At 74.5% G+C, this 19,537-nt stretch carries 17 protein-coding genes; 9 read left to right on the top strand and 8 right to left on the bottom strand.

Annotated features, from left to right (window positions below):
* Nucleotides 1–50: 50 nt before the first annotated feature.
* Both IE219_RS20160 and IE219_RS20165 read left to right on the top strand, forming a co-directional pair.
* Nucleotides 51–1,130 carry an NAD(P)H-dependent amine dehydrogenase family protein gene (locus tag IE219_RS20160; RefSeq protein ID WP_189979398.1) on the top strand — a complete coding sequence of 360 codons (1,080 nt, stop codon included), beginning with the start codon at nucleotides 51–53 and terminating at the stop codon, nucleotides 1,128–1,130.
* Nucleotides 1,127–1,615 carry a carboxymuconolactone decarboxylase family protein gene (locus tag IE219_RS20165; RefSeq protein ID WP_189979399.1) on the top strand — a complete coding sequence of 163 codons (489 nt, stop codon included), beginning with the start codon at nucleotides 1,127–1,129 and terminating at the stop codon, nucleotides 1,613–1,615. Before IE219_RS20160 ends, IE219_RS20165 begins: the two co-directional genes overlap by 4 nt.
* Nucleotides 1,616–1,679: 64 nt before the next feature.
* Here the strand turns inward: IE219_RS20165 and IE219_RS20170 are convergent, their stop codons facing one another.
* Nucleotides 1,680–3,329 carry a GMC oxidoreductase gene (locus tag IE219_RS20170; RefSeq protein WP_189979403.1) on the bottom strand — a complete coding sequence of 550 codons (1,650 nt, stop codon included), beginning with the start codon at nucleotides 3,327–3,329 and terminating at the stop codon, nucleotides 1,680–1,682.
* Between the two features lie 222 nt (nucleotides 3,330–3,551).
* Entirely contained in the window at nucleotides 3,552–4,766 is a 1,215-nt protein-coding gene (locus IE219_RS20175; protein WP_189979405.1) for an asparaginase, read from the bottom strand.
* A gap of 136 nt (nucleotides 4,767–4,902) precedes the next feature.
* On the opposite strand from IE219_RS20175, the gene IE219_RS20180 reads away from it, so the two are divergent.
* From IE219_RS20180 to IE219_RS20195, 4 genes are all read left to right on the top strand, one after another.
* The gene (locus tag IE219_RS20180) at nucleotides 4,903–5,367 is read left to right on the top strand and encodes an Lrp/AsnC family transcriptional regulator (RefSeq protein WP_189979407.1); all 465 of its coding nucleotides are present in this window, start codon (nucleotides 4,903–4,905) and stop codon (nucleotides 5,365–5,367) included.
* 198 nt (nucleotides 5,368–5,565) lie between these two features.
* The gene (locus tag IE219_RS20185) at nucleotides 5,566–6,366 is read left to right on the top strand and encodes an endonuclease I family protein (protein WP_189979409.1); all 801 of its coding nucleotides are present in this window, start codon (nucleotides 5,566–5,568) and stop codon (nucleotides 6,364–6,366) included.
* A gap of 109 nt (nucleotides 6,367–6,475) precedes the next feature.
* Entirely contained in the window at nucleotides 6,476–7,747 is a 1,272-nt protein-coding gene (locus IE219_RS20190; protein ID WP_189979411.1) for a VWA domain-containing protein, read from the top strand.
* Entirely contained in the window at nucleotides 7,747–8,583 is an 837-nt protein-coding gene (locus tag IE219_RS20195) for a hypothetical protein (RefSeq protein WP_189979413.1), read from the top strand. The genes IE219_RS20190 and IE219_RS20195 overlap by 1 nt, the downstream gene beginning before the upstream one ends.
* A gap of 73 nt (nucleotides 8,584–8,656) precedes the next feature.
* Here the strand turns inward: IE219_RS20195 and IE219_RS20200 are convergent, their stop codons facing one another.
* Entirely contained in the window at nucleotides 8,657–9,136 is a 480-nt protein-coding gene (locus tag IE219_RS20200) for a (2Fe-2S)-binding protein (protein WP_189979415.1), read from the bottom strand.
* 19 nt (nucleotides 9,137–9,155) lie between these two features.
* The gene (locus tag IE219_RS20205; protein ID WP_189979417.1) at nucleotides 9,156–11,504 is read right to left on the bottom strand and encodes a molybdopterin cofactor-binding domain-containing protein; all 2,349 of its coding nucleotides are present in this window, start codon (nucleotides 11,502–11,504) and stop codon (nucleotides 9,156–9,158) included.
* Between the two features lie 211 nt (nucleotides 11,505–11,715).
* Here IE219_RS20205 and IE219_RS20210 point away from each other — a divergent pair, with 211 nt between their 5' ends.
* Nucleotides 11,716–12,414, top strand: coding sequence for a class I SAM-dependent methyltransferase (locus tag IE219_RS20210; protein WP_189979419.1), 699 nt, complete (start codon nucleotides 11,716–11,718; stop codon nucleotides 12,412–12,414).
* Between the two features lie 283 nt (nucleotides 12,415–12,697).
* Here the strand turns inward: IE219_RS20210 and IE219_RS20215 are convergent, their stop codons facing one another.
* Nucleotides 12,698–13,213: a hypothetical protein gene (locus tag IE219_RS20215; protein WP_189979421.1), complete on the bottom strand. Its 516-nt coding sequence runs from the start codon at nucleotides 13,211–13,213 to the stop codon at nucleotides 12,698–12,700.
* A 104-nt stretch (nucleotides 13,214–13,317) separates the two neighbouring features.
* Here IE219_RS20215 and IE219_RS20220 point away from each other — a divergent pair, with 104 nt between their 5' ends.
* On the top strand, nucleotides 13,318–13,755 hold the full coding sequence (locus IE219_RS20220) for an OsmC family protein (protein ID WP_189979423.1): 438 nt from the start codon (nucleotides 13,318–13,320) through the stop codon (nucleotides 13,753–13,755).
* 57 nt (nucleotides 13,756–13,812) lie between these two features.
* Here IE219_RS20220 and IE219_RS20225 read toward each other — a convergent pair whose 3' ends face one another.
* Nucleotides 13,813–14,325 carry a DinB family protein gene (locus IE219_RS20225; RefSeq protein WP_189979425.1) on the bottom strand — a complete coding sequence of 171 codons (513 nt, stop codon included), beginning with the start codon at nucleotides 14,323–14,325 and terminating at the stop codon, nucleotides 13,813–13,815.
* A 227-nt stretch (nucleotides 14,326–14,552) separates the two neighbouring features.
* Between IE219_RS20225 and IE219_RS20230 the strand changes: the two genes are divergently transcribed.
* Nucleotides 14,553–16,388, top strand: coding sequence for a glycoside hydrolase family 15 protein (locus IE219_RS20230; RefSeq protein WP_189979427.1), 1,836 nt, complete (start codon nucleotides 14,553–14,555; stop codon nucleotides 16,386–16,388).
* Nucleotides 16,389–16,395: 7 nt separating this feature from the next.
* Here IE219_RS20230 and IE219_RS20235 read toward each other — a convergent pair whose 3' ends face one another.
* Both IE219_RS20235 and IE219_RS20240 read right to left on the bottom strand, forming a co-directional pair.
* Nucleotides 16,396–18,711, bottom strand: a complete 2,316-nt coding sequence (locus tag IE219_RS20235; RefSeq protein WP_189979429.1) for an arylsulfatase — start codon at nucleotides 18,709–18,711, stop codon at nucleotides 16,396–16,398.
* Nucleotides 18,708–19,532, bottom strand: a complete 825-nt coding sequence (locus tag IE219_RS20240) for a formylglycine-generating enzyme family protein (protein WP_189979664.1) — start codon at nucleotides 19,530–19,532, stop codon at nucleotides 18,708–18,710. Before IE219_RS20240 ends, IE219_RS20235 begins: the two co-directional genes overlap by 4 nt.
* Nucleotides 19,533–19,537: the final 5 nt, after the last annotated feature.

Here is a 19,537-nt window from a genome sequence, read left to right on the forward strand (position 1 = left end):
TTGTCGCCGCGGGTCTGGGAACCTCCGGCGCCCGGCGCTACCCTCCGCGCATGATACGGACGGTGGTGTGGGGAACCGGAAATGTCGGGCGGGCGGCCATCCGGGCCGTCGACGCCCACCCCGGCCTCGAACTCGCGGCGGTCCTGGTCGCCGATCCGGCCAAGCGGGGCCGGGACGCGGGCGACCTCGCGGGGCTCGGGCACGCGCTGGGCGTGGCGGCGACCGACGACGTCGGGGCGGTCCTCGCGGCCCGCCCCCGGGCCGTGGTGTACGCGGCCTCCGGCGACGTGCGGCCCGACGGGGCCCTGGCGGACGTGGTGCGGGCGGTCGGGGCGGGCGCGGTGGTGGTGACGCCCTCGCTGTACCCGCTGTACGACCCGCGCGGCGCGCCGCCGGAGTTCCGCGACCCGGTGCTGGCGGCGGTGGCCTCCGGCGGCGGGTCGCTGTTCGCCTCCGGGGTGGACCCGGGCTGGGGCAACGACGTGCTGCCGCTGCTGGTCAGCGGGCTCGGCACGGTGGTGGACGCGGTCCGCTGCCAGGAGGTCTTCGACTACTCGACGTACGAGCAGGAGTTCTCCGTACGGGAGTTGATCGGGATGGGCAGACCGCTCGGGTACGAACCGCCGATGCTCCTGCCCTCGGTCCCGACGATGGTGTGGGGCGGGCAGATCCGGCTGATGGCGCGGGCGCTCGGCGCCGAACTGGAGGAGATCCGCGAGACGGTGGACCGCCGGCCGCTGGAGGAGACCGTCACGACCCGGACGATGGGCTCCTTCGAGGCGGGCACGCAGGGCGCGGTCCGCTTCGAGGTGCAGGGGATCGTCGGCGGCGAGCCCCGCATCGTCATCGAGCACGTGACCCGGATCCACCCGTCCTGCGCGCCGGACTGGCCGGTGCCGCCGGACGGGGCCGGGGCGCACCGGGTGATCGTCGAGGGGCGGCCGCGGATCGAGGTCACCGTGGCGGCCACCGACGAGGACGAGAACCGGGCCGCGGGCGGGAACGCCACGGCGGTGGGGCGGCTGGTCGGGGCCATCGACTGGCTCGCGGCGGCGGAGCCGGGGCTGTACGACGCGCTGGACGTGCCGATGCGCCCGGCGGTGGGGAAGCTGGGAAGGAGCCCGCGATGATCATCGACATCCCCGAGGGGCAGGAGCCGATCGGGTACGTGTGGGGCGACATGGTCCCGGAGATCGGGACGGCGGCGGCGAACTTCTCGCTGTCGGTGTACGCGCACACCACCCTGGGGCTGCGCGAGTTCGAGGCGGCGCGGCTGCGGATCGCGCAGATCAACGGCTGCGGCTTCTGCCTGGACTGGCGGACCGACCGGGACGGCGTGAAGGTCGAGGAGGGCTTCGACGAGGTGGTCGCGGCCTGGCGGACCACGGAGGTCTCGGAGTCGTTCGACGAGCGGACCCGGCTGGCGGCGGAGTACGCGGAGCGGTACGCGCTCGACCACCACGGTCTGGACGAGGAGTTCTGGTCCCGGATGACCGCCCGCTACAGCCAGGCGGAGATCGTGGAGCTGACGATGAGCCTGGGCTCGTGGCTGGCCTTCGGCCGGCTCAACCGGGTGCTGGGGCTCGACGAGGTGTGCGTGCTGCCGACGGGGTGAGGCGGTGCGCGCGAAGGGGCCGGCCGGTGTCCGCACCGGCCGGCCCCGTGCGTCGCGGCCGTGCTCAGAAGTCCTCGGCGATGATGCGCTCGATGTTGCGCTCGGCGAGGGCGGTGATGGTGACGAACGGGTTGACGCTGGTGTTGCCCGGGATGAGCGAGCCGTCGATGGCGTACAGGCCCGGGTGGCCGTGGAGGCGGCCGTGGTTGTCGGTGGCACGGTCGAGGACGGCGCCGCCGAGGGGGTGGTAGGTGAGGTGGTCGCCCCAGATCTTGTAGGCGCCGAAGAGGTCGCTGCGGTAGATCGTCCCCTCCTTGGCGTTGATCTTGTCGAAGATGGACTTGGCCATGTCGATGGAGGTCTGCTTCCAGGCCCGGTCCCAGCTGAGGTCCACCCGGCCGGTGGCCGGGTTCCAGCTGAACTCGGCGCGGCGCGGGGTGCGGGTGATGGAGAGGTAGAAGGAGGCGTAGGTCTCGATGCCGGTGGGCAGCGGGGCGACCTCGGCGAAGGCGCCGCCCGCCTCCCAGTTGTCGATGCCGGCGGTGGGCATGGCGGACTGGAGCTTGCCGGTGGGGTCCCACATGTGGTTGGCGCGCCCGCACATGACGTTGCCGTTGTCGCCCCAGCCCTTGCCGATGTGCTCGTTGAGGCCGGGCAGCGCGCCGGTGGCCTTGAGGCGGGTGAGGAGCTTGCTGGTGCCGACGCTGCCGGCGGCGAAGAAGACCCGGTCGGCGCGGACGGTCTTGGTGGCGAGGACGGCGCCGGTGGTGTCGATCTGGTCGATGGCGACCGTGTAGCCGCCGGTGGCAGCCGGGCTGACCGAGGTGACGCGGTGGAGGGCGGAGACGCTGACCCGGCCGGTGGCGGCGGCCTGGGCGAGGTAGGTCTTCTGGAGGCTCTTCTTGCCGTGGTTGTTGCCGTAGATGACCTCGCCCGCCAGCGCGGACTTCGGCACCGCCCCGGCGGCCTCCTGCTTCATGTAGTCCCAGTCGTAGACGTTGGGCACGAAGACGAAGGGGAAGCCGGAGCGCTGGGCGTGCTTGCGGCCGACGCGGGCGTACTGGTAGGCGTCGGCGCCCTCCCACCAGTTCTGGTCCACCTCGGTGACGCCCAGGCCCGCGTTGGCGCGCGGGTAGTAGGTGGCGTACATCTCGGCCGGGTCGACGGTGGGGAGGATCTCGGGGAAGCGGTCCCGGAGCGGGGTGACGGCCATGCCGCCGTTGACGAGGGAGCCGCCGCCGACGCCCCGGCCCTGGTAGACGGTGATGCCCGCGAAGTCCTCGGCGTCGAGGATGCCGGTGTGGCAGGGGACGTCCTTGTCGAGGGGGAAGCCGAGGAACTGGCTCAGCGGCTGCTTGGTGCGGCCGCGCAGCCAGAAGGAGCGGTAGTCGGGCTTGGTGGTGTTGGCGAAGACCTTGCCGTCGGGGCCGGGGGTGTCCCACGCCTGGCCCATCTCGATCATGTGGACGTCGACGCCTGCGCGGGCGAGCCGGAGGGCGGCGACCGAGCCGCCGTAGCCGGTGCCGATGACGAGGGCGCGGACGTGGGAGCCGTCGGGGACGGGGGTGAGATCGAGGCCGGGGACCTCGGCGCGGGCGGGTCCGGCGGTGTGGGCGGCGAGGGCGGCGGCGCCGAGAAGAGAACCTGTTCCCGCGAGAAAGCGGCGGCGGCTGAATCCGTCGGTTCCCGGGACGGACAGGGGGTGTCCACTCATGTGATCTTCCTCACTCGCGAGTGAATGGGAACACGTTCTACGACCGGGCGTCGAGGAAGTCACGAGAAACCGACGGGTAACTTTCCGGCGGGTACGGGGCGTCGCGCCCACGCGGAAGGCCCGCGCCGGAGAGCGGCGCGGGCCTCGGGGTGCGTCACCGGCTCACGGGCGGAGGAGGGGGGAGTTTCACGCCCGCGAGCCGGTGTTCAGGGGGTGCCGCCGTCAGGCGTGCGCCGGGACCGGCGCGGGATCGGCGGCGGGGACGGCCTCCTCGGGCCGGGGCCCGGCGTCGAGGAGGCGGCGCAGGAGGGCGGTGCGACGGGCCGCCTCGGCGCCGGGGGCGGACACGGTTCCCTCACCGGAGTCGGAGCCGGAGCCGGACGCGGACACAGGGCCGGTCCCGGACTCGGCCCCCGCCCCGGCCTCGGTGTCGGTCCCGGACTCGGTCTCAGTCCCGGTCTCGGCGAGGAGTGCCGCGAGGACCGCGATGCGGGCCTGGCCCGCCCGGAGGGTGCCGGTGAGCAGGGCGCCGGCCGCGACCAGGTCGACCGCGCCGCCGCCGGTGTAGATCTCGGCGAGCGGCCCGGAGGGGACGCGGGTGGTGACGGCCACGAGGACGCCCCGGGAGGTGGCCTCGGCGACGGCCTCGGCGATCTCCGGGGTGGCGTTGCCGGCCCCGGTGGCGACGAGGACGATGCCCCGGGCGCCGGCCGCGAGGGCGGCGTCGAGGTGCAGCCGGTCGCCGTCGGTGTGGTGGAAGACGACGTCCACCCGGGGCAGCGCGGGGCCGTCGGCGCCCGGCGCGGCGGTGCGGGCGGCGGGCGGCAGCGGGAGGGCGGCCGGGCGCTCGGGCCGGCGCTCGATGTCGACGCGGGAGAAGCCGACCCGGCCGAGCCGCCCGGCGGAGGGGTCGGCGAAGGCGTCGGCGGCGAGGGTCCGCGTCTTGACGGTGCCCCGGGCGGCGTGGACGCGGCCGTCGAAGACGACGAGGACGCCGAGGCCGCGCACGCCGGCGGCGACCTGGAGGGCGTCGTACAGGTTGCCGGGGCCGTCGCCGTCGCCGCTGCCGAAGGGCTTCTGGGCGCCGGTGAGGACGACCGGGCGGGCGTCGTCGTGGTGCAGGTCGAGGAGGAAGGCGGTCTCCTCCAGGGTGTCGGTGCCGTGGGTGACCACCACCCCGTCGACGCCGGGGTCCGCCAGGGTCTCGTGGACCGTGCGGAGCAGGGCGAGCTGGTGGGCCGCGGTGAGGCGCGAGCTGTTGACGTTGAAGAGGTCGGTGACCTCGACGGTGACGCCCTCGGGGAGCGGCGCGGTGGCGAGGACGTCGTCGCCGGAGGCGTCGGCGGCGTAGCCGGTGCCCTGCCAGCGGCTGGCGATGGTGCCGCCGGTGCTGATGACGACGATCCGGCGGGGGGTGCCGTCGTTCGTCCGCTGCATGTTCGCCGCCCTTCGGGGGTCCGTTCACGGGGTCCGGGCCCGCGTGGGGCCCTCTCCGCAAGGTTAGGCCGGAAGAGTGAGCAGAGGATTGCTAAAACGGGCGGAGAAATGTTTCATCGTGGCAGATGATTGCCGCATGGACCGAATCGATCTCCACATCTTGCGCGAGCTCCAGCAGGACGGCCGGCTGAGCAACCAGGAGCTGGCCCAGCGGGTCGGCCTGAGCCCCTCCCCCTGCCTGCGCCGGGTGCGCCAGCTGGAGCAGGACGGGGTGATCCGGGGGTACCGGGCGGTCATCGACCCGGAGGCGGTGGGGCGCGGCTTCGAGGTGCTCGTCTCGGTGGAGGTGCGGCGGGACCGGGAGACGGTGGAGGCGTTCGAGGCGGCGCTCCAGACGATCCCGGACGTGATCGAGGCGTACCGCCTCTTCGGCAGCCCCGGGTGCCTGCTGCGGATCGCGGTGGCGGACCTCGCCGCGTACGAGCGGCTGTGGATCGAGCAGCTGACGGCGCTGGCCGGGGTCACCGAGGTGAACTCGCAGATCATCATGAAGCGCGTCAAGGAGCCGAAGGGGATGCCGGTGGACGTCCGGGGCGCCTGAGGCGGAAGCGACGCGGGACGGACCCGAAGGGTTGTCCTGGATGCGAAAAAGTCATCGAACGGCTCTCTCCCCGTAACACGGCGGGCCGCTCCCCCCTGCCATCCTCCCGGATGACACGTAGTCAACACGCGTAGAGCGCCTCCCCCTTGAGCCGGGGACGGCGCACGCCCGCGTGCCGTCCCCGGGAAAGGGCCCCCCATGTCGGTCGCACGGATACGCAGTCGGAAGGTCTGGGCCGCGCTCTCCGCCGCCCTCGTCGCCCTCACGCTCCCCGCGGTCGCGGCGTCCCCCGCCGCCGCCACCACGACCGCGTACGACAGCACCTACTACAAGAACGCGGTCGGCAAGACCGGCGCCCCGCTCAAGTCCGCGCTGCACACCATCGTCAGCGACCAGAAGAAGATCTCGTACGACGCGGTCTGGAACGCCCTCAAGACCCTCGACCAGGACCCGAACAACTCCGCCAACGTCCTGCTCCTGTACAGCGGCACCTCGCGGAGCAAGAACCTCAACGGCGGCGCCGTCGGCAACTGGAACCGCGAGCACACCTGGGCCCAGTCGCACGGCGGCTTCGGCACCTCGGCCGGCCCCGGCACCGACCTGCACCACCTGCGCGCGGCCGACGTCCAGGTCAACAGCGTCCGCGGCAACAAGGACTTCGACAACGGCGGCAGCCCGGTCGGCGGCGCCCCCGGCAGCTACACCGACGCCGACTCCTTCGAGCCGCGCGACGCCGACAAGGGCGACGTGGCCCGGATGATCCTCTACATGGCCGTGCGGTACGAGGGCGGCGACGGCTGGCCGAACCTGGAGCCCAACGAGTCGACCGGCAACGGCAGCGTGCCCTTCCACGGCCGCCTCTCGGTCCTGAAGCGGTGGAACGAGCAGGACCCGCCGAGCGCCTTCGAGGAGCGCCGCAACGACCTCGTCTTCTCCACCTACCAGGGCAACCGGAACCCGTTCGTCGACCACCCCGAGTGGGTCGAGGCGATCTGGTAGTCCGTCACCGCCGCCGGACGCCCGGCGCGACCGGGGGCCGGAGCCCCGCCGAGGCGGGAACCCGGCCCCCGGTTTTGGTTTGTCGGACGATCCTCAATACGATCCGCCGATGATCACGAGAAAACGGCTGGCGACCGGGGCCTGTGCGCTGCTCGTCGCCCTGACCGCCGCGCTGCTCCCCACCAGCGCGTCCGCCGACGAACCGGCGGCCAAGGAATCCCCCAAGGTCGAACTGGTCCTCGACGTCAGCGGCTCCATGCGGGCCCGCGACATCGACGGCAAGTCCCGGATGAGCGCCGCCAAGCAGGCGTTCAACGAGGTCCTGGACGCCGTCCCGGAAGAGGTCCGGCTCGGCATCCGCACCCTCGGCGCCGACTACCCCGGCGACGACCGCGAGCGCGGCTGCAAGGACACCCGCCGGCTCTACCCGGTCGGACCGCTCGACCGGACCGAGGCCAAGGCCGCCGTCGCCACCCTCGCCCCCACCGGGTGGACGCCGATCGGCCCCGCGCTCCTCGGCGCCGCCGACGACCTCGGCGAGGACGGCGCCACCAAGAGGATCGTCCTCATCACCGACGGCGAGGACACCTGCGCCCCGCTCGACCCCTGCCAGGTCGCCCGCGAGATAGCCGCCAAGGGCATCCACCTCGTGATCGACACCCTGGGCCTCGTCCCCGACGCCAAGACCCGGCAGCAGCTCACCTGCATCGCCGAGGCCACCGGCGGCACCTACACCTCCGTGCACCGCACCGACGAACTCTCCCGACGCGTCCGCCAGCTGGTGGACCGCGCCGCCGACCCGGTGGTCACCCCGGTCGCCACCGAGGGCGGCGCCCGCTGCGCCGGCGCCCCGCAGCTCAAGCCCGGCCTCTACACCGACCGCGAGACCTTCGGCGAGCACCGCTGGTACCGGGTCGACCTGCTGCCCGGCCAGGAACTGCGCGCCTCCGTCAGCATCTCCGCCGACCGGGCCGTGAACGACGACTACGGCGTGCTGCTGCGGGCGGTGACCGTCCACGGCCGCGAGATCGTGCGCGGCTCCGAGGCCGGCGACGGCCGCACCGACGTCCTCTCCACCGGCCTGCGCTACCCCAAGCCCGCGCGGGACGGCGCCGACGCGGACAAGCCGGCCGCCGAGACCGTCTGCCTCCAGGTCAGCAACTCCTTCTCCGCTCCCCCGTCGGTCAAGACCACCCCCGGCATGCCGATCGAACTGACCGTGGACGTCGTCGACGGCCCGGCGAGCGCCTCGGACGTGGCCTCCTTCGGCCTCGGCCGCGGCTGGTGGCTGCTCGGCGCGCTGGCGCTCGCCGGCTTCCTCGCCGGACTGATCTGGGGCTGGCTGTCCCGCTGGCGCTTCGCCGTCTGGAGGACCCACTGATGCGTACCGCACGGATGCTCGCCGCGGCCGGTCTGGCCGCCGCCGCCCTGCTCGGCCCGGCCGCGCCCGGCGCCCTCGCCGACACGCCCGCGCCCAGCGCCTCCGCCGCGTCCGGCGAGAAGGCCGCGGGCCCCACCGAGGCCGGCACCACCTTCCGTACCGCCGCCGCCTTCCGGCCCGGTCAGGAGGCCACCGCGCAGGCCGCCACCGGCGACTACCTGTACTGGGTCTTCCCCGCCGACACCGGCGAACGGCCCACCGTGAAGGCCACCGTGACGCTCCCCGAGAGCGCCCTGCGGCACGGCCCCTCCACCTGGCGGGTGGACGTCTACGACGGGCTGCGCCGCCGCCAGCCGTGCATGTACGGGTCCCAGTCCCGCAGCGCCGCCAAGGAGACCGCGTCGCTGGAGCTCGCCTGCGTGCTGCGGCCCGTGCGGGCCTCCGCCGACGCCTGGGCCGACGACCCGCTGCCGGGCAGCTACTACGTGCGGCTGACCGTCACCGGCCTCCCGGAGGAGGACCTCGGGCAGTCGTTCTCCGCCCGGATCGGCGTCGACGTCTCCGACCGGGGCGGCCGGTACGCCACCGACGGGGCGCTCGCCGCCCCGCTGGTGCCCGGCGCGACCACCGCCGAGATCGCCGAGGCCGAGGAGCAGGCCGACCGTCGCACCCCGGTGGAGGCCGCCGCCCCGGAGGACGGCTGGTCCTCCGGCTGGTGGTCCGACCGCTGGCTGTGGACCGCCGCCGGCGGCGTCCTCGCGGCGCTCGCCGGGATCGGCGGCTACGCCCTGACCCGGGGCTCGGGCCGGCCCTCCCGGGTCCCGCCCGCCGTCTGAACCACGGCACCCGGATGACACGGGGCCCCGCCGCACCGCGCGGCGGGGCCCCGCGCGTTTCCGCGCCGCCCGGTCAGCCCATCCGGCGGGCGCCCTCCAGGACAGCCTGCCGGATGCGGTGGTAGGTGCCGCAGCGGCAGATGTTGCGCAGCGCGTCGAGGTCGGCCTCGGTGACCTCGCGGCCCGCCTCCCGGGCCCGGCGGACGGCGTCGACCGCCGCCATGATCTGGCCGGGCTGGCAGTAGCCGCACTGGGCCACGTCGAGGTCGAGCCACGCCTCCTGCATCGGGTGCAGCTCGGCGCCCACCGTGTCCGGCAGGCCCTCGATGGTGGTGACCTCGTCGTCGGCGGCGAGCTCGCCGACCGGGACCGCGCACGGGGTGAACGCCCTGCCGTTGAGGTGGCTGGTGCAGGCCCGGCAGACGCCGACCCCGCAGCCGTACTTGGGCCCGGTGACGCCGAGGACGTCCCGCAGGACCCACAGGAGCCGCACGTCGGACTCGACCTCGGCGGTGACGGCCTTGCCGTTGAGGATGAAGGTGTGCTGGGGCACGAAGGCACTCCGGGAGGGTCTAGAGGACGCGGTCGCGGCCGTCGGTCGGGGAGGCGGGGACCGGCGGGACGGCCGGGGCGGGCGTGAAGGGCAGCGGCTCGCCGTGGTTGACGGGGAAGACCGTCGGCATGGTGCCGGTGGCCCGGCCGTAGGCGCAGGCGGCGGAGGCCATGGCCGCCGCGACGGCCAGCTCGCCCGCGCCGCCGGGCCGGTCGCCGGTGGGCGGCATGACGACGATCTCCAGCTCCGGCGGGGTGTTCCACTGCCGGGTGTAGAAGTAGTTGTCCCAGCTGCTCTCCAGGAACCGGCCGTCCCTCAGGTGCAGTCCGGAGGTGAGGGCCAGGCAGACGCCGTCGGAGATGCCGCCCATCATCTGCGCCTGAAGGCCCCGCGGGTTGACCGCGAGGCCCACGTCCACCGCGCAGACCGCCTTGGTGACGCGAGGACCGGTGTACGCGTCCGGGACGGTGCGGCCGGTGGTCTCCGGGCGGCAGTCGATCTCCATGAGGATCGCCACGTACGCGTGGTACTCGACGTGCACGGCGAGGCCCTGCGCGGTGCCGGGGGCCATCGGCCGCCCCCACCGGCCGAGCTGGGCGACCTTGTCGAGGACGGCCCGCGCCCTGGGCTCCTTCAGCAGCCTGCGGCGCAGCGCGTAGCCGTCCTCGCCGAGCTGCCGGGCCAGTTCGTCGAGGACGAGCTCCTGCGCGGTGCGCACGTTGGGCGAGTAGATGTTGCGCATCGAGCCGGTGTTGTAGCCCTTGTCGGTCTCGGCGAGGAGCTGGGTGGTGACGCCGAGGTGGTAGGGGCTGATCTGGGTGAGCTGGAACATCGTCTCGGAGAAGGTGAGGTCCGCGACCGGCAGCCGGGCCGCCTCGGCGGTGAGGACCTCGCCGATGCCGTGGCCGAAGTCGGTGGCGACCGAGGTGTGCCGCTGCTCGTAGCTGAGGACCTCGCCCAGCGAGTGGGTGGCCCGGACCCGCGAGGTGGACATCGGGTGCGTACGGCCCTGCCGGAAGTCGTCGGTGCGGTGCCACATCAGCTTCACCGGCTTGCCGAGCTTCTGCGAGATCTCGGCGGCCTCGTGCGCGGCGTCGTGGAAGAGCTTGCGGCCGAAGGAGCCGCCGCCCTCGGTGACGTGCACCTTCACCGCGGAGACCGGCAGGCCGAGCCGGAGCGCGATCTGCTCCTGGGCGACGATCGGGGCCTTCATCGAGCCCCAGATCTCGGCGGAGCCGGGGCGGACGTCGGCGATGGCGCAGTTGGTCTCCAGGGCGCCGTTGCTGGCGAAGTGGAAGGTGAAGCGGGCGTCGACGGCCTTGGTGAGCAGCGGGAGCGGCGGGACGACGAGCGGGAGTTCGGCCCGGCGCAGCTCGGCGAGGACGGTGGCGTCGGTGGCGCCCTCGGCGGTGCCCGGCGCCCAGTCGACGTCGAGGGCGCGGACCGCGTCGACGCACTGGCCGAAGGTGCGGGCGCGGACGGCGACGCCGGTGGAGACGGTGACGACGTCGGTGACGCCGGGCATGGCCCGGACGGCGGCAGCGTTGGCGACCGAGCGGACGGTGCCGTTGAGGGTGGGCGCCCTGCACACCATGGTGGGCAGGGCGCCCTCGACGAAGAGGTCCATGGCGAACTTCTTGCGCCCGGTGACGGCGTCGAGGGCGTCGAGGCGGCGGCGGGCGGTGCCGATGACCCGGAAGTCGGCGCGGTCCTTGAGGGAGACGGTGACGGCGGTGCCGGTCACCGAGGCGGCGCGGGCGGCGAGTTCGCCGTAGCCGAGGACGGCGCCGGCCGGGGAGAGGACCGTGCCGGCCTTGGTGGTGAGGGTGGAGACGGCCTCGCCGAGGACGAGGGAGGCGGCGCGCAGCAGCCGGCCGCGGGCGACGGCGGCGGCCACCCGGATCGGGGTGTAGGTGGAGAAGGTGGTGTTGGAGCCGCCGGTGAGCTGGTTGAAGAGGAGTTCGGGGCGGGCGTCGGCCAGGGTCACCCGCACCTTCTCCAGCGGCAGGTCGAGTTCCTCGGCGATGAGCATCGCGGAGGAGGTGGTGACGCCCTGGCCGACCTCGGCGCGCGGCAGCGCGAAGTGGGCGGTGCCGTCCGGGTCGAGCCTGATGGTGATCAGGCCGCTGGTCGGCAGCGCGGCGGCGGTCAGCAGCTCGTTGAGGTCGAGCAGTTCGGCCGGACCCGGCAGGGAGGGCACGACGGCGGCGGCCTCGTGCGGGGCGAGGGCCTCGGCACCGGCCTGGGCGGCGACGGTGAGGGTGGGCGCGGCGAGCACGTACCCGAGGAAGCGGCGGCGGCCGACGCCGGGCCCCTCCGGGGTCGGGGGGCTCTGTTCGTCGTCGCGCGCGGGATGCCGCCTCGCCATGGGGATCGCCTTTCGACGCTGCTGTCGTCCCGGCCCGGCGGCCGGTCCTTCGCGGGTGCGGGGGCGATCATCCCGCATCCAAGGGTGCGGCGAGGCCGGTTCGGTGGAGAAAGCGTGCGGGGTCGGTGCTGGTCAGCGGCACTCTCCGTCAGGTGCGCCGGGTTTCCCCGCCGTACGGGGCCGGGCGGCGGGACGGCGTAGGGTGCCGGGCATGACCGAGACCTCCTCCCGCGCGGGCGGGCCCCGCGCCGACGCCGTCCGCCGCTCGTACGACACCGTCGCCGCCGACTACCACCGGCTGCTGGAGGGGCATCTGGAGACCGTGCCCCGGGACCGGGCGGTGCTGGAGCTGTTCGCGCGGGAGGTGGCGGCGGAGGCGGCGGCCGGGCGGATCCCGGCGGCGGTCGCGGACCTGGGCTGCGGGACCGGGCGGGTGACGCGCCATCTGCGGGACCTGGGCGCCGAGGTGTTCGGGGTGGACCTCTCCCCCGGGATGGTGGCGGTGGCCCGGGAGGCGTATCCGGGACTGCGGTTCGAGGTCGGGTCGATGACGGCGCTCGACCTGCCGGACGGCGCGCTCGGCGGCGTCCTGGCCTGGTACTCGACCGTCCACCTGGACGAGCCGGAACTCGCTCTCGTACTAAGGGAGTTCGCGCGGGTGCTGGCTCCGGGCGGGCGGCTGCTGCTCGCCTTCAAGGCGACGGGCGGGCCGGAGCGCGAGCACCGGCGGCTGGAGCGGGCCTACGGGCACGCGGTGGAGCTGGACGTCTACCGGTGGGCGCCGGAGCGGATCGCCCGCCTGCTGGCGGCGGCCGGGCTGGTGGAGTCGGCGCGGCTGGTGTGCGAGCCGGGCCCCGGGGACGCCTCGCCCCAGGGCTTCGTCCTGGCCCGCAGGCCGCGCACGGCCTGAGCGCGGCGGGCGGTGAGCCGGCCCCGGCAGACGCGGAGCTGGGTGCGCGAGAGCTCGGCGCGGCGCCCGCCGCCGGCGATGAGGGCGTTGACGGAGACCATCGGGTCGCCGCCGACCGAGCGGGCGAGCAGCGCGCCGACGACGACGGGACCGAGGGCCGCCACGAGGGCGGTGGCGGCGGCACGGCGGGGGCGGCGCGGGGCACGGAGGTTCATGGCCCCATTGCACCCGCCGGGGGCGTCCGGCGGATCCGCCCCGGTACTCAGGGCACCGGGACGGGTACTCAGCCGGCGGCGGGGGCGGGCGCGGGGGCGGCGGGGACGACGAAGACGCCCGTCTCGCCGCGTGCGAAGAGGCCGGGCAGGTCGGCCGGGGCGAGGGTGCCGCCCGCGTGCTCGACGAGGAGGACGGGCTGGTGCTCGCCGTCCCGGACGGCGGGGACGAAGCCGGTGACCGCCTCGCGGCGCAGCAGGACGACCCGGTCGGGGTCGAGGGGGTCGGCGGGGAGGGAAGCCGGGTCCGGGGCGTCGTCGCGGTCCGCCGCGCAGGCCGCGACGACCGCGCGGTGGGAGACCAGCGTGACGGCCAGCCGGTCGCCGGTCCGCCGGTAGCGGGCGGTCAGGTCGTCCGGGAGGAGATAAAAGACGCCCTCCTCGCCTTCGTGGCCGCGCGCGAGGAGCGCACCGGCGAGGCGTTCGGCGGGGTCGGCGGAGAGGAGGTCGACCGCGAGGAACACCTCCACGGCGTCCGGGTCGAGCGTCGGGAGGGTGCCGGTCCACAGGCGGGCGGAGTCGTCCATGCGCGGCATTCAAGCACGGGCGCGCGGGCCTGCCCGGACCCGGCGGCCCCGGAGCCGTACCGTACGGGTCGTACCGTCGATCGCAGCTGCTGAGGAGCGCGCCCATGGCCGACTACCGCGTCGAGACCGTCCGTACCGGATACCGGCGGTGGACCGCCCGCAACGAACGGGGAGCCGAGGTGCTGATGGCCGCGGCCGACGACGACGGCGCGCAGCCGTCGTTCACGCCGGTGGAGCTGCTGCTCGCGGCGATGGGCGGCTGCGGCGGGCTGGTCATCGACCGGACCGCGCGGGCGGTCGACCACGAGGAGCTGCGGATCGTCGTCGAGTCGGTCTCCGGGCCGGAGGACGACGGGCGGATCGGGCGGGTGCGGGTGAGCTACGAGTTCGACCTGCCGGAGGGCAATCCGAAGGCGGCGGAGGTGTTCGCGCGCGGGGTGCGGCTCACGCACGAGAAGTTCTGCACGGTGAGCCGCACCGTGGAGCACGGCGCGCGGGTGGAGGCGGTCCTGCCGGACGGCACGATCGGCTTCGAGGGCTGACCGGTCCTCCGCTCCCTGCCGTACACCGGCGGGGCGAGGGGGCCGGGCGCGGCGGCGTCACTCCCCCGTCTCGCCGTCCAGGCGTTCGCGGAGGAGGTCGGCGTGGCCGTTGTGGCGGGCGTACTCCTCGATCATGTGGGCGAGGACGTAGCGGACCGAGTAGGCGGCGTCGCCGAGGCGGCCGGTGTCGTCGAGGGAGGCGGCGGCGTCGACGACGGCGCGGGAGCGGGCGCACTCGGCGCGCCAGACGGCGAGGTCGGCCTCGGCGTCGGCGTCCTCGACGTCGAAGTCGGCCCGGCCGGTGGAGCCGGGCGGGGTCCAGGGGCTGCGGCTCTCCTCCCCCGCCAGGACGGTGCGGAACCAGCTCCGCTCGACCTCGGCGGCGTGCCGGACCAGGCCGAGGAGGGAGAGGCCGGAGGGCGGCACCGCGCGTTCCCTGAGCTGCTCGGGGGTGAGGCCGGCGCACTTGAGGGCGAGGGTGTCGCGCTGGAACTGGAGCATGGCGGTGAGCGTGGTGCGCTCGTCGGCTCCGGCGTGCGGGACGGGGATGCGGTCGTCTTCTCCGGTCATGCCCGTCATCGTGCCGGGCCGCGGGGCGCCGGGCCACCGGTTCGGCGGCCTGCTCCCGGCGGGCGGTGCGTTCATGGCCTCGCCGTGTCCGGGGGGCTGCGTTCCCGGGCCGGTCGTCCGTCCTCCTCCCCCGCCGGTTCTCCGTACTCTGCCCATGGTGCGCCCCTCGTCGGCGGGCGGCATCCCGGCGCCGGGCGCGCCGGGGGCCGATCGCGGATAGTGGGGGGATGAAGCGCTATCCGCTCATCGCCGACCACGGTCTGGTGGGGGATCTCCAGACGGCCGCGCTGATCTCGGACGAGGGCGTGGTCGACTGGTTCGCGGCGCCCCGGTTCGACGCGCCGGGGATCTTCTCCGCGCTCCTCGACCACGACCGGGGCGGGTACTTCCGGCTGTCGGTGGACGGCCCGGGGGTGACGGTCAAGCAGCTGTACTACCCGGACACGGCGTTGCTGGTGACGCGGTTCATGTCGCCGGACGGGGTGGGCGAGCTGATGGACTGGATGGAGCCGGACCGGACGGGCCGGCCGTCGGACCGGCACGCGCTGACGCGGGTCATGCGGTGCACCCGGGGGCGGGTGGTCTTCACGCTGGAGTGCCGGCCGCGGTTCGGTTTCGGGCGGACGCCGCACGAGCTCTCGGTGGAGGGGCGGACGGCGTCCTTCCGTACGCCGGCGATGGCGGCCTTCCTCCAGTCGGACGTGCCGCTGGAGCGGGACGGGCCGGGCGACGTGCGGGGCCGGATCGAGCTGGCGGAGGGCGAGGTGGCGGGGGCCGCGTTCACGGTGGACCGGGCGGGGGCGTCGGCGCCGCCGCTGCCGGACGCCGCCGGGGTGGAGGCGGCGCTGTGGGAGGCGGTGGACTTCTGGCAGCGGTGGGTGCGCAGGGCGCGGTACCGGGGGCGCTGGCCCGACATGGTGCACCGGTCGGCGATCACGCTGAAGCTGCTGACGTACCTGCCGACGGGGGCGCCGATCGCGGCGGCGACGCTGGGGCTGCCGGAGCAGGTGGGCGGGGAGCGGAACTGGGACTACCGCTACACCTGGGTGCGGGACGGTTCGCTGGCGGTGCGGGCCCTGCTGGACCTGGGGTTCGTGGAGGAGGCGGCGGCGTTCACGGACTGGCTGACCGCGCGGCTGGCGGACCGGTCGGAGGGTCCGGCGGGCGGGCGGCCGCTCCAGATCATGTACCGGGTGGACGGCGATCCGTGGCTGCCGGAGGAGGTGCTGTCCGAGTTCGAGGGGTACCGGGGGTCGGCGCCGGTGCGGGTGGGGAACGCGGCGGCGGACCAGCTCCAGCTCGACGTCTTCGGGGAGGCGATGTACGCGCTGGCGCAGGGCCGGGGCCTGGACACCCAGCCGACGTACGAGGGGTGGCGGGCGGTGTCGGGGATGCTCGACTGGCTGGCGGCGTCGTGGGACGCGCCGGACGAGGGGATCTGGGAGACCCGGGGCGGGCGGAAGGACTTCACCTTCAGCCGGGTGATGTCCTGGGTGGCCTTCGACCGGGGGCTGCGGCTGGCGGAGGAGTTCGGCCGGCCGGCGGCACCGGATGCCTGGCGGGCGGCGCGGGACGAGATCTTCTCGCAGGTGATGCGGCGCGGCTGGAGCGAGCGGCGGGGGGCGCTGGCGCAGTCCTTCGGCGCGGACGTGCTGGACGCGTCGCTGCTGCTGATCCCCCGGACGGGGCTGCTGAACCCGACGGACCCGGTGTGGCTGAGCACCCTGGACGCGATCGAGCGGGGGCTGGTCCGGGACAGTCTGGTGCACCGGTACGACCCGGGGGCCGTGCCGGACGGACTGCGGGGCGCCGAGGGCACGTTCAGCCTGTGCACCTTCCTGTACGTCGACGCGCTGGCGCGGGCCGGGCGGGTGCGGCCGGCGCGGTTCGCGTTCGAGAAGATGCTGACGTACGCGAACCACGTCGGCCTGTTCGCCGAGGAGATCGGGCCGAGCGGGGAGCAACTGGGCAACTTCCCGCAGGCGTTCACCCATCTGTCGCTGATCATGGCGGCGACGACGCTGGACGAGGTGCTGGACGCCGCCGCCGCGCGGCCGGAGTGAGGCGGGGCTACTCGAAGGCGGCGGCGGCCTCCTCCAGGGCGGTGGCGACGGCCTCGGGGGAATCGGGGCCGGGCGGGCCGGGCCGGTAGGTGACGGAGCGGAGGCCGCCGGTGTGCCGGAAGGAGCGCCGGCGTTCGTACAGCGGCCAGGAGACCGGGGACTTGCGGTCGACGCCGACGCTGATGCCCTGGAAGGGGGCCATGCCGATGAGCTGGTGGACGCTGTCGGGGGCGGCCCGTTCGGCGCCGTCGACGGTGACGGTGAAGCGCCAGCGCAGCCCCTCCTCGGCGGTGGCGGCGAGGACGACGGCGTGCGGACCGGGGCCGAGGGGTCCGGCGTCGGTCTCGCGCAGGTGACCGTACTCGTTGTAGGCGAAGACCAGCCGGCCGTCCTCGACGTAGAGGCTGTAGCCGCCGCCCTGGTCGCCGTGGGAGACGAGGACGCCCTCGCCGGGTTCGTCGAGGAGGACCTCGATCGCGAAGGAGCGCAGGGAGATCAGCCGGGAGGAGCGGTAGCGCTCCAGTTCGGGGGTGCCGGGCAGGAGGGTGAGGGGGCGGGCGAGGCGCTGTTCGGCGGGGTTGCGGCGGGCGAGGGCGCCGCTGTGGTCGGGGAGCGGGAAGACGCCGTTGCGCCGGGCCGCCTCCTCCCAGGCGGCGGCCAGTTCCTTGACGAGGCCGGGTTGTCCGGCGGCGAGGTCGTGGATCTCGGTGGGGTCGGTGCGGATGTCGTACAGCGCCCATTCGGAGTCGTCGTAGGGGGCGCCGGGCCGGTGCAGGGTGACGAGTTTGCGGCCGTCGCGGTAGTGGCTGCGGTTGCCGGTCATCTCGCAGTACTGCTCGGGGTGGGTGGAGGCGTGGGCGGGGTCGGCGAGGACGGGGGCGAAGCTGGTGCCGTCGGGTTCCTGGACGGGGACGCGGCGGCGGGTCGCGGGGCGGGCGATCCCGGCGAGGTCGAGGAGGGTGGGGGTGATGTCGGTGACGTACTGGTACTGGGGGCGGAGGCCGGGGGCGATGCGGCCGGTGCGGACGCCCTCGGGCCAGGAGAGGACGAAGGGGACGCGGACGCCGCCCGCGTAGGTGTGGCCCTTGTAGAGGCGGAAGGGGGTGTTGGAGGCCATGCCCCAGCCGCGCGGGTAGTGGACGAGGCTGCGGGGGCCGCCGATGAGGTCGGGGTCGCGGTCCACGTCGGGGTTCCAGTCGCCGGGGAGGCGGGGGTGGTGGACGAAGCGGCTGAAGTAGGAGCGGGTGCCCTCCCGGCCGCCTTCGCCGGTGCCGCCGTTGTCGGAGGTGAAGAGGATGACGGTGTTGTCGAGTTCGCCGAGCGCGGCGAGGGTGTCGGTGAGCCGGCCGAGGTTGTGGTCGATGTTGTCGACGAGGGCGGCGTACACCTCCATGTAGCGGGCGTAGAGCCGCTGTCGCTCCTCGGTGAGGGAGTCCCAGGCGGGGACGTCCTGGCCCGCCTCGCTGTTGCGGGCGGGGAGTTCGGTGCCGGGCGGGAAGAGGCCGGCGGCGATCTGTTCGGCGAAGCGGCGCTCGCGCAGGGCGTCCCAGCCGTCGTCGTAGCGGCCCCGGTGGCGGGCGATGTCCTCGGCCTTGGCCTGGAGGGGGCCGTGGACGGCGTTGTGGGCGAGGTAGAGGAAGAAGGGCTTGTCGGGGTCGTGGGCGCGCAGCGACGTGATCATGGAGACGGCCTGGTCGGTGAGGTCGTCGGTGTAGTAGTAGCCGTCGGGGAACTCGTCGATGTCGAGCGGGCTGTTGTCGCGGACGAGCTGGTGCGGGTGGAAGAGGCTGGTGAGTCCTTCGAGGACGCCGTAGTACTGGTCGAAGCCCTTCTGGAGGGGCCAGTCGGCGCGGTCGTCGGCGGCGTGGGAGGCGGAGTCGCGGACGAGGTGCCACTTGCCGACGGCGTAGGTGGCGTAGCCGGCGTCGTGGAGGAGTTCGGCGAGGGTGGGGACGGAGTCGGCGATCCGCATGGCGTAGCCGGGGAAGCCGGGGTCGGAGTTGGCGACCATGGCGTAGCCGGCGCGGTGCGGGTTGAGGCCGGTGAGGAGGGCGGCGCGGGCGGGCGAGCAGAGCGGCATGGTGTGGTAGTTGCCGAGCCGGACGCCGTCGTCGGCGAGCCGGTCGAGGACCGGGGTGGGGATCTCGGAGCCGAAGGGGCCGATGTCGCTGTAGCCCATGTCGTCGACGAGGACGACGACGATGTTGGGGGCGCCTGCGGGCGGGGTCGTACGGGTGGGCCAGGCGGGTTCGGAGTCGGCGAAGGTGCGGCCGATACGGCCGGGGAAGCCGTCGTACGGGTCGGGGCGGGTGCCGGTGCTCATGGGCGGGCGGTTCCTTCCGGGGGCAGGGAGCGGGCGCAGCGGAAGCCGCCGTGGCCGGTCGAGGAGTCGGGGGTGTTGCGGGAGCGGGCGGCGACCCGGTAGCGGTTGCAGTGGGAGGCGTGGCAGAGGTAGGAGCCGCCGCGGACGACGCGTTCGCGGCCGTCCGGGTCCCAGGCGTCGGCGCACCACTCCCAGACGTTGCCGGAGGTGTTGTGGAGGCCGTACCCGTTGGGCGGGTAGGCGGTGACGGGGACGGTGCCGGTACGCCCTCCGGGGCGCGCGGAGGCGTGGGGGAAGTCGCCGCGCCAGGTGTTGCAGCGTTCCTCGCCGCCGGGGGTGAGGTCGTCGCCCCAGGGGTAGCGGGCGCCGTCGGCGCCGCCCCGGGCGGCGTACTCCCATTCGGCCTCGGTGGGCAGCCGGAGTCCGGCCCAGGCGCAGTAGGCGAGGGCGTCGGTGTGGCTGATGTGGACGACGGGGTGGTCGGGGCGGTCGCCGACGCCGGAGCCGGGGCCTTCGGGGGCGTGCCAGGAGGCGCCCTCGACGGCCAGCCACCAGGGGGCGGCGGCGACCCGGCCGAGGACGTGGCGGCCGGCGGCCGGGTGGAGCAGGAGGTGGAAGACGAAGGAGGAGCCGTGGAGTTCGGCGTCGGTGCGGTGGCCGGTGGCGGCGGTGAAGGCGGCGAAGCGGGCGTTGGTGACGGCGGTGGTGTCGATGGCGAAGGGGGCGACGGTGACCTCGCGGACGGGGCCCTCGCGGTCGTCGGGGTAGCCCTCGCCGAAGGCGTCGCCCATGCGGAAGGTGCCGCCGGGGAGTTCGGCCATGGTGG

The sequence above is a fragment of the Streptomyces termitum genome, assembly GCF_014650175.1.
GTDB lineage: Bacteria > Actinomycetota > Actinomycetes > Streptomycetales > Streptomycetaceae > Streptomyces > Streptomyces termitum.

Coding starts and splice junctions, on each gene's coding strand:
- IE219_RS20160 (WP_189979398.1), top strand. CDS start 51: ATGATACGGACGGTGGTGTGGGGAACCGGAAATGTCGGGCGGGCGGCC.
- IE219_RS20165 (WP_189979399.1), top strand. CDS start 1,127: ATGATCATCGACATCCCCGAGGGGCAGGAGCCGATCGGGTACGTGTGG.
- IE219_RS20170 (WP_189979403.1), bottom strand. CDS start 3,329: ATGAGTGGACACCCCCTGTCCGTCCCGGGAACCGACGGATTCAGCCGC.
- IE219_RS20175 (WP_189979405.1), bottom strand. CDS start 4,766: ATGCAGCGGACGAACGACGGCACCCCCCGCCGGATCGTCGTCATCAGC.
- IE219_RS20180 (WP_189979407.1), top strand. CDS start 4,903: ATGGACCGAATCGATCTCCACATCTTGCGCGAGCTCCAGCAGGACGGC.
- IE219_RS20185 (WP_189979409.1), top strand. CDS start 5,566: ATGTCGGTCGCACGGATACGCAGTCGGAAGGTCTGGGCCGCGCTCTCC.
- IE219_RS20190 (WP_189979411.1), top strand. CDS start 6,476: ATGATCACGAGAAAACGGCTGGCGACCGGGGCCTGTGCGCTGCTCGTC.
- IE219_RS20195 (WP_189979413.1), top strand. CDS start 7,747: ATGCGTACCGCACGGATGCTCGCCGCGGCCGGTCTGGCCGCCGCCGCC.
- IE219_RS20205 (WP_189979417.1), bottom strand. CDS start 11,504: ATGGCGAGGCGGCATCCCGCGCGCGACGACGAACAGAGCCCCCCGACC.
- IE219_RS20210 (WP_189979419.1), top strand. CDS start 11,716: ATGACCGAGACCTCCTCCCGCGCGGGCGGGCCCCGCGCCGACGCCGTC.
- IE219_RS20215 (WP_189979421.1), bottom strand. CDS start 13,213: ATGGACGACTCCGCCCGCCTGTGGACCGGCACCCTCCCGACGCTCGAC.
- IE219_RS20220 (WP_189979423.1), top strand. CDS start 13,318: ATGGCCGACTACCGCGTCGAGACCGTCCGTACCGGATACCGGCGGTGG.
- IE219_RS20225 (WP_189979425.1), bottom strand. CDS start 14,325: ATGACCGGAGAAGACGACCGCATCCCCGTCCCGCACGCCGGAGCCGAC.
- IE219_RS20230 (WP_189979427.1), top strand. CDS start 14,553: ATGAAGCGCTATCCGCTCATCGCCGACCACGGTCTGGTGGGGGATCTC.
- IE219_RS20235 (WP_189979429.1), bottom strand. CDS start 18,711: ATGAGCACCGGCACCCGCCCCGACCCGTACGACGGCTTCCCCGGCCGT.
- IE219_RS20240 (WP_189979664.1), bottom strand. CDS start 19,532: ATGGCCGAACTCCCCGGCGGCACCTTCCGCATGGGCGACGCCTTCGGC.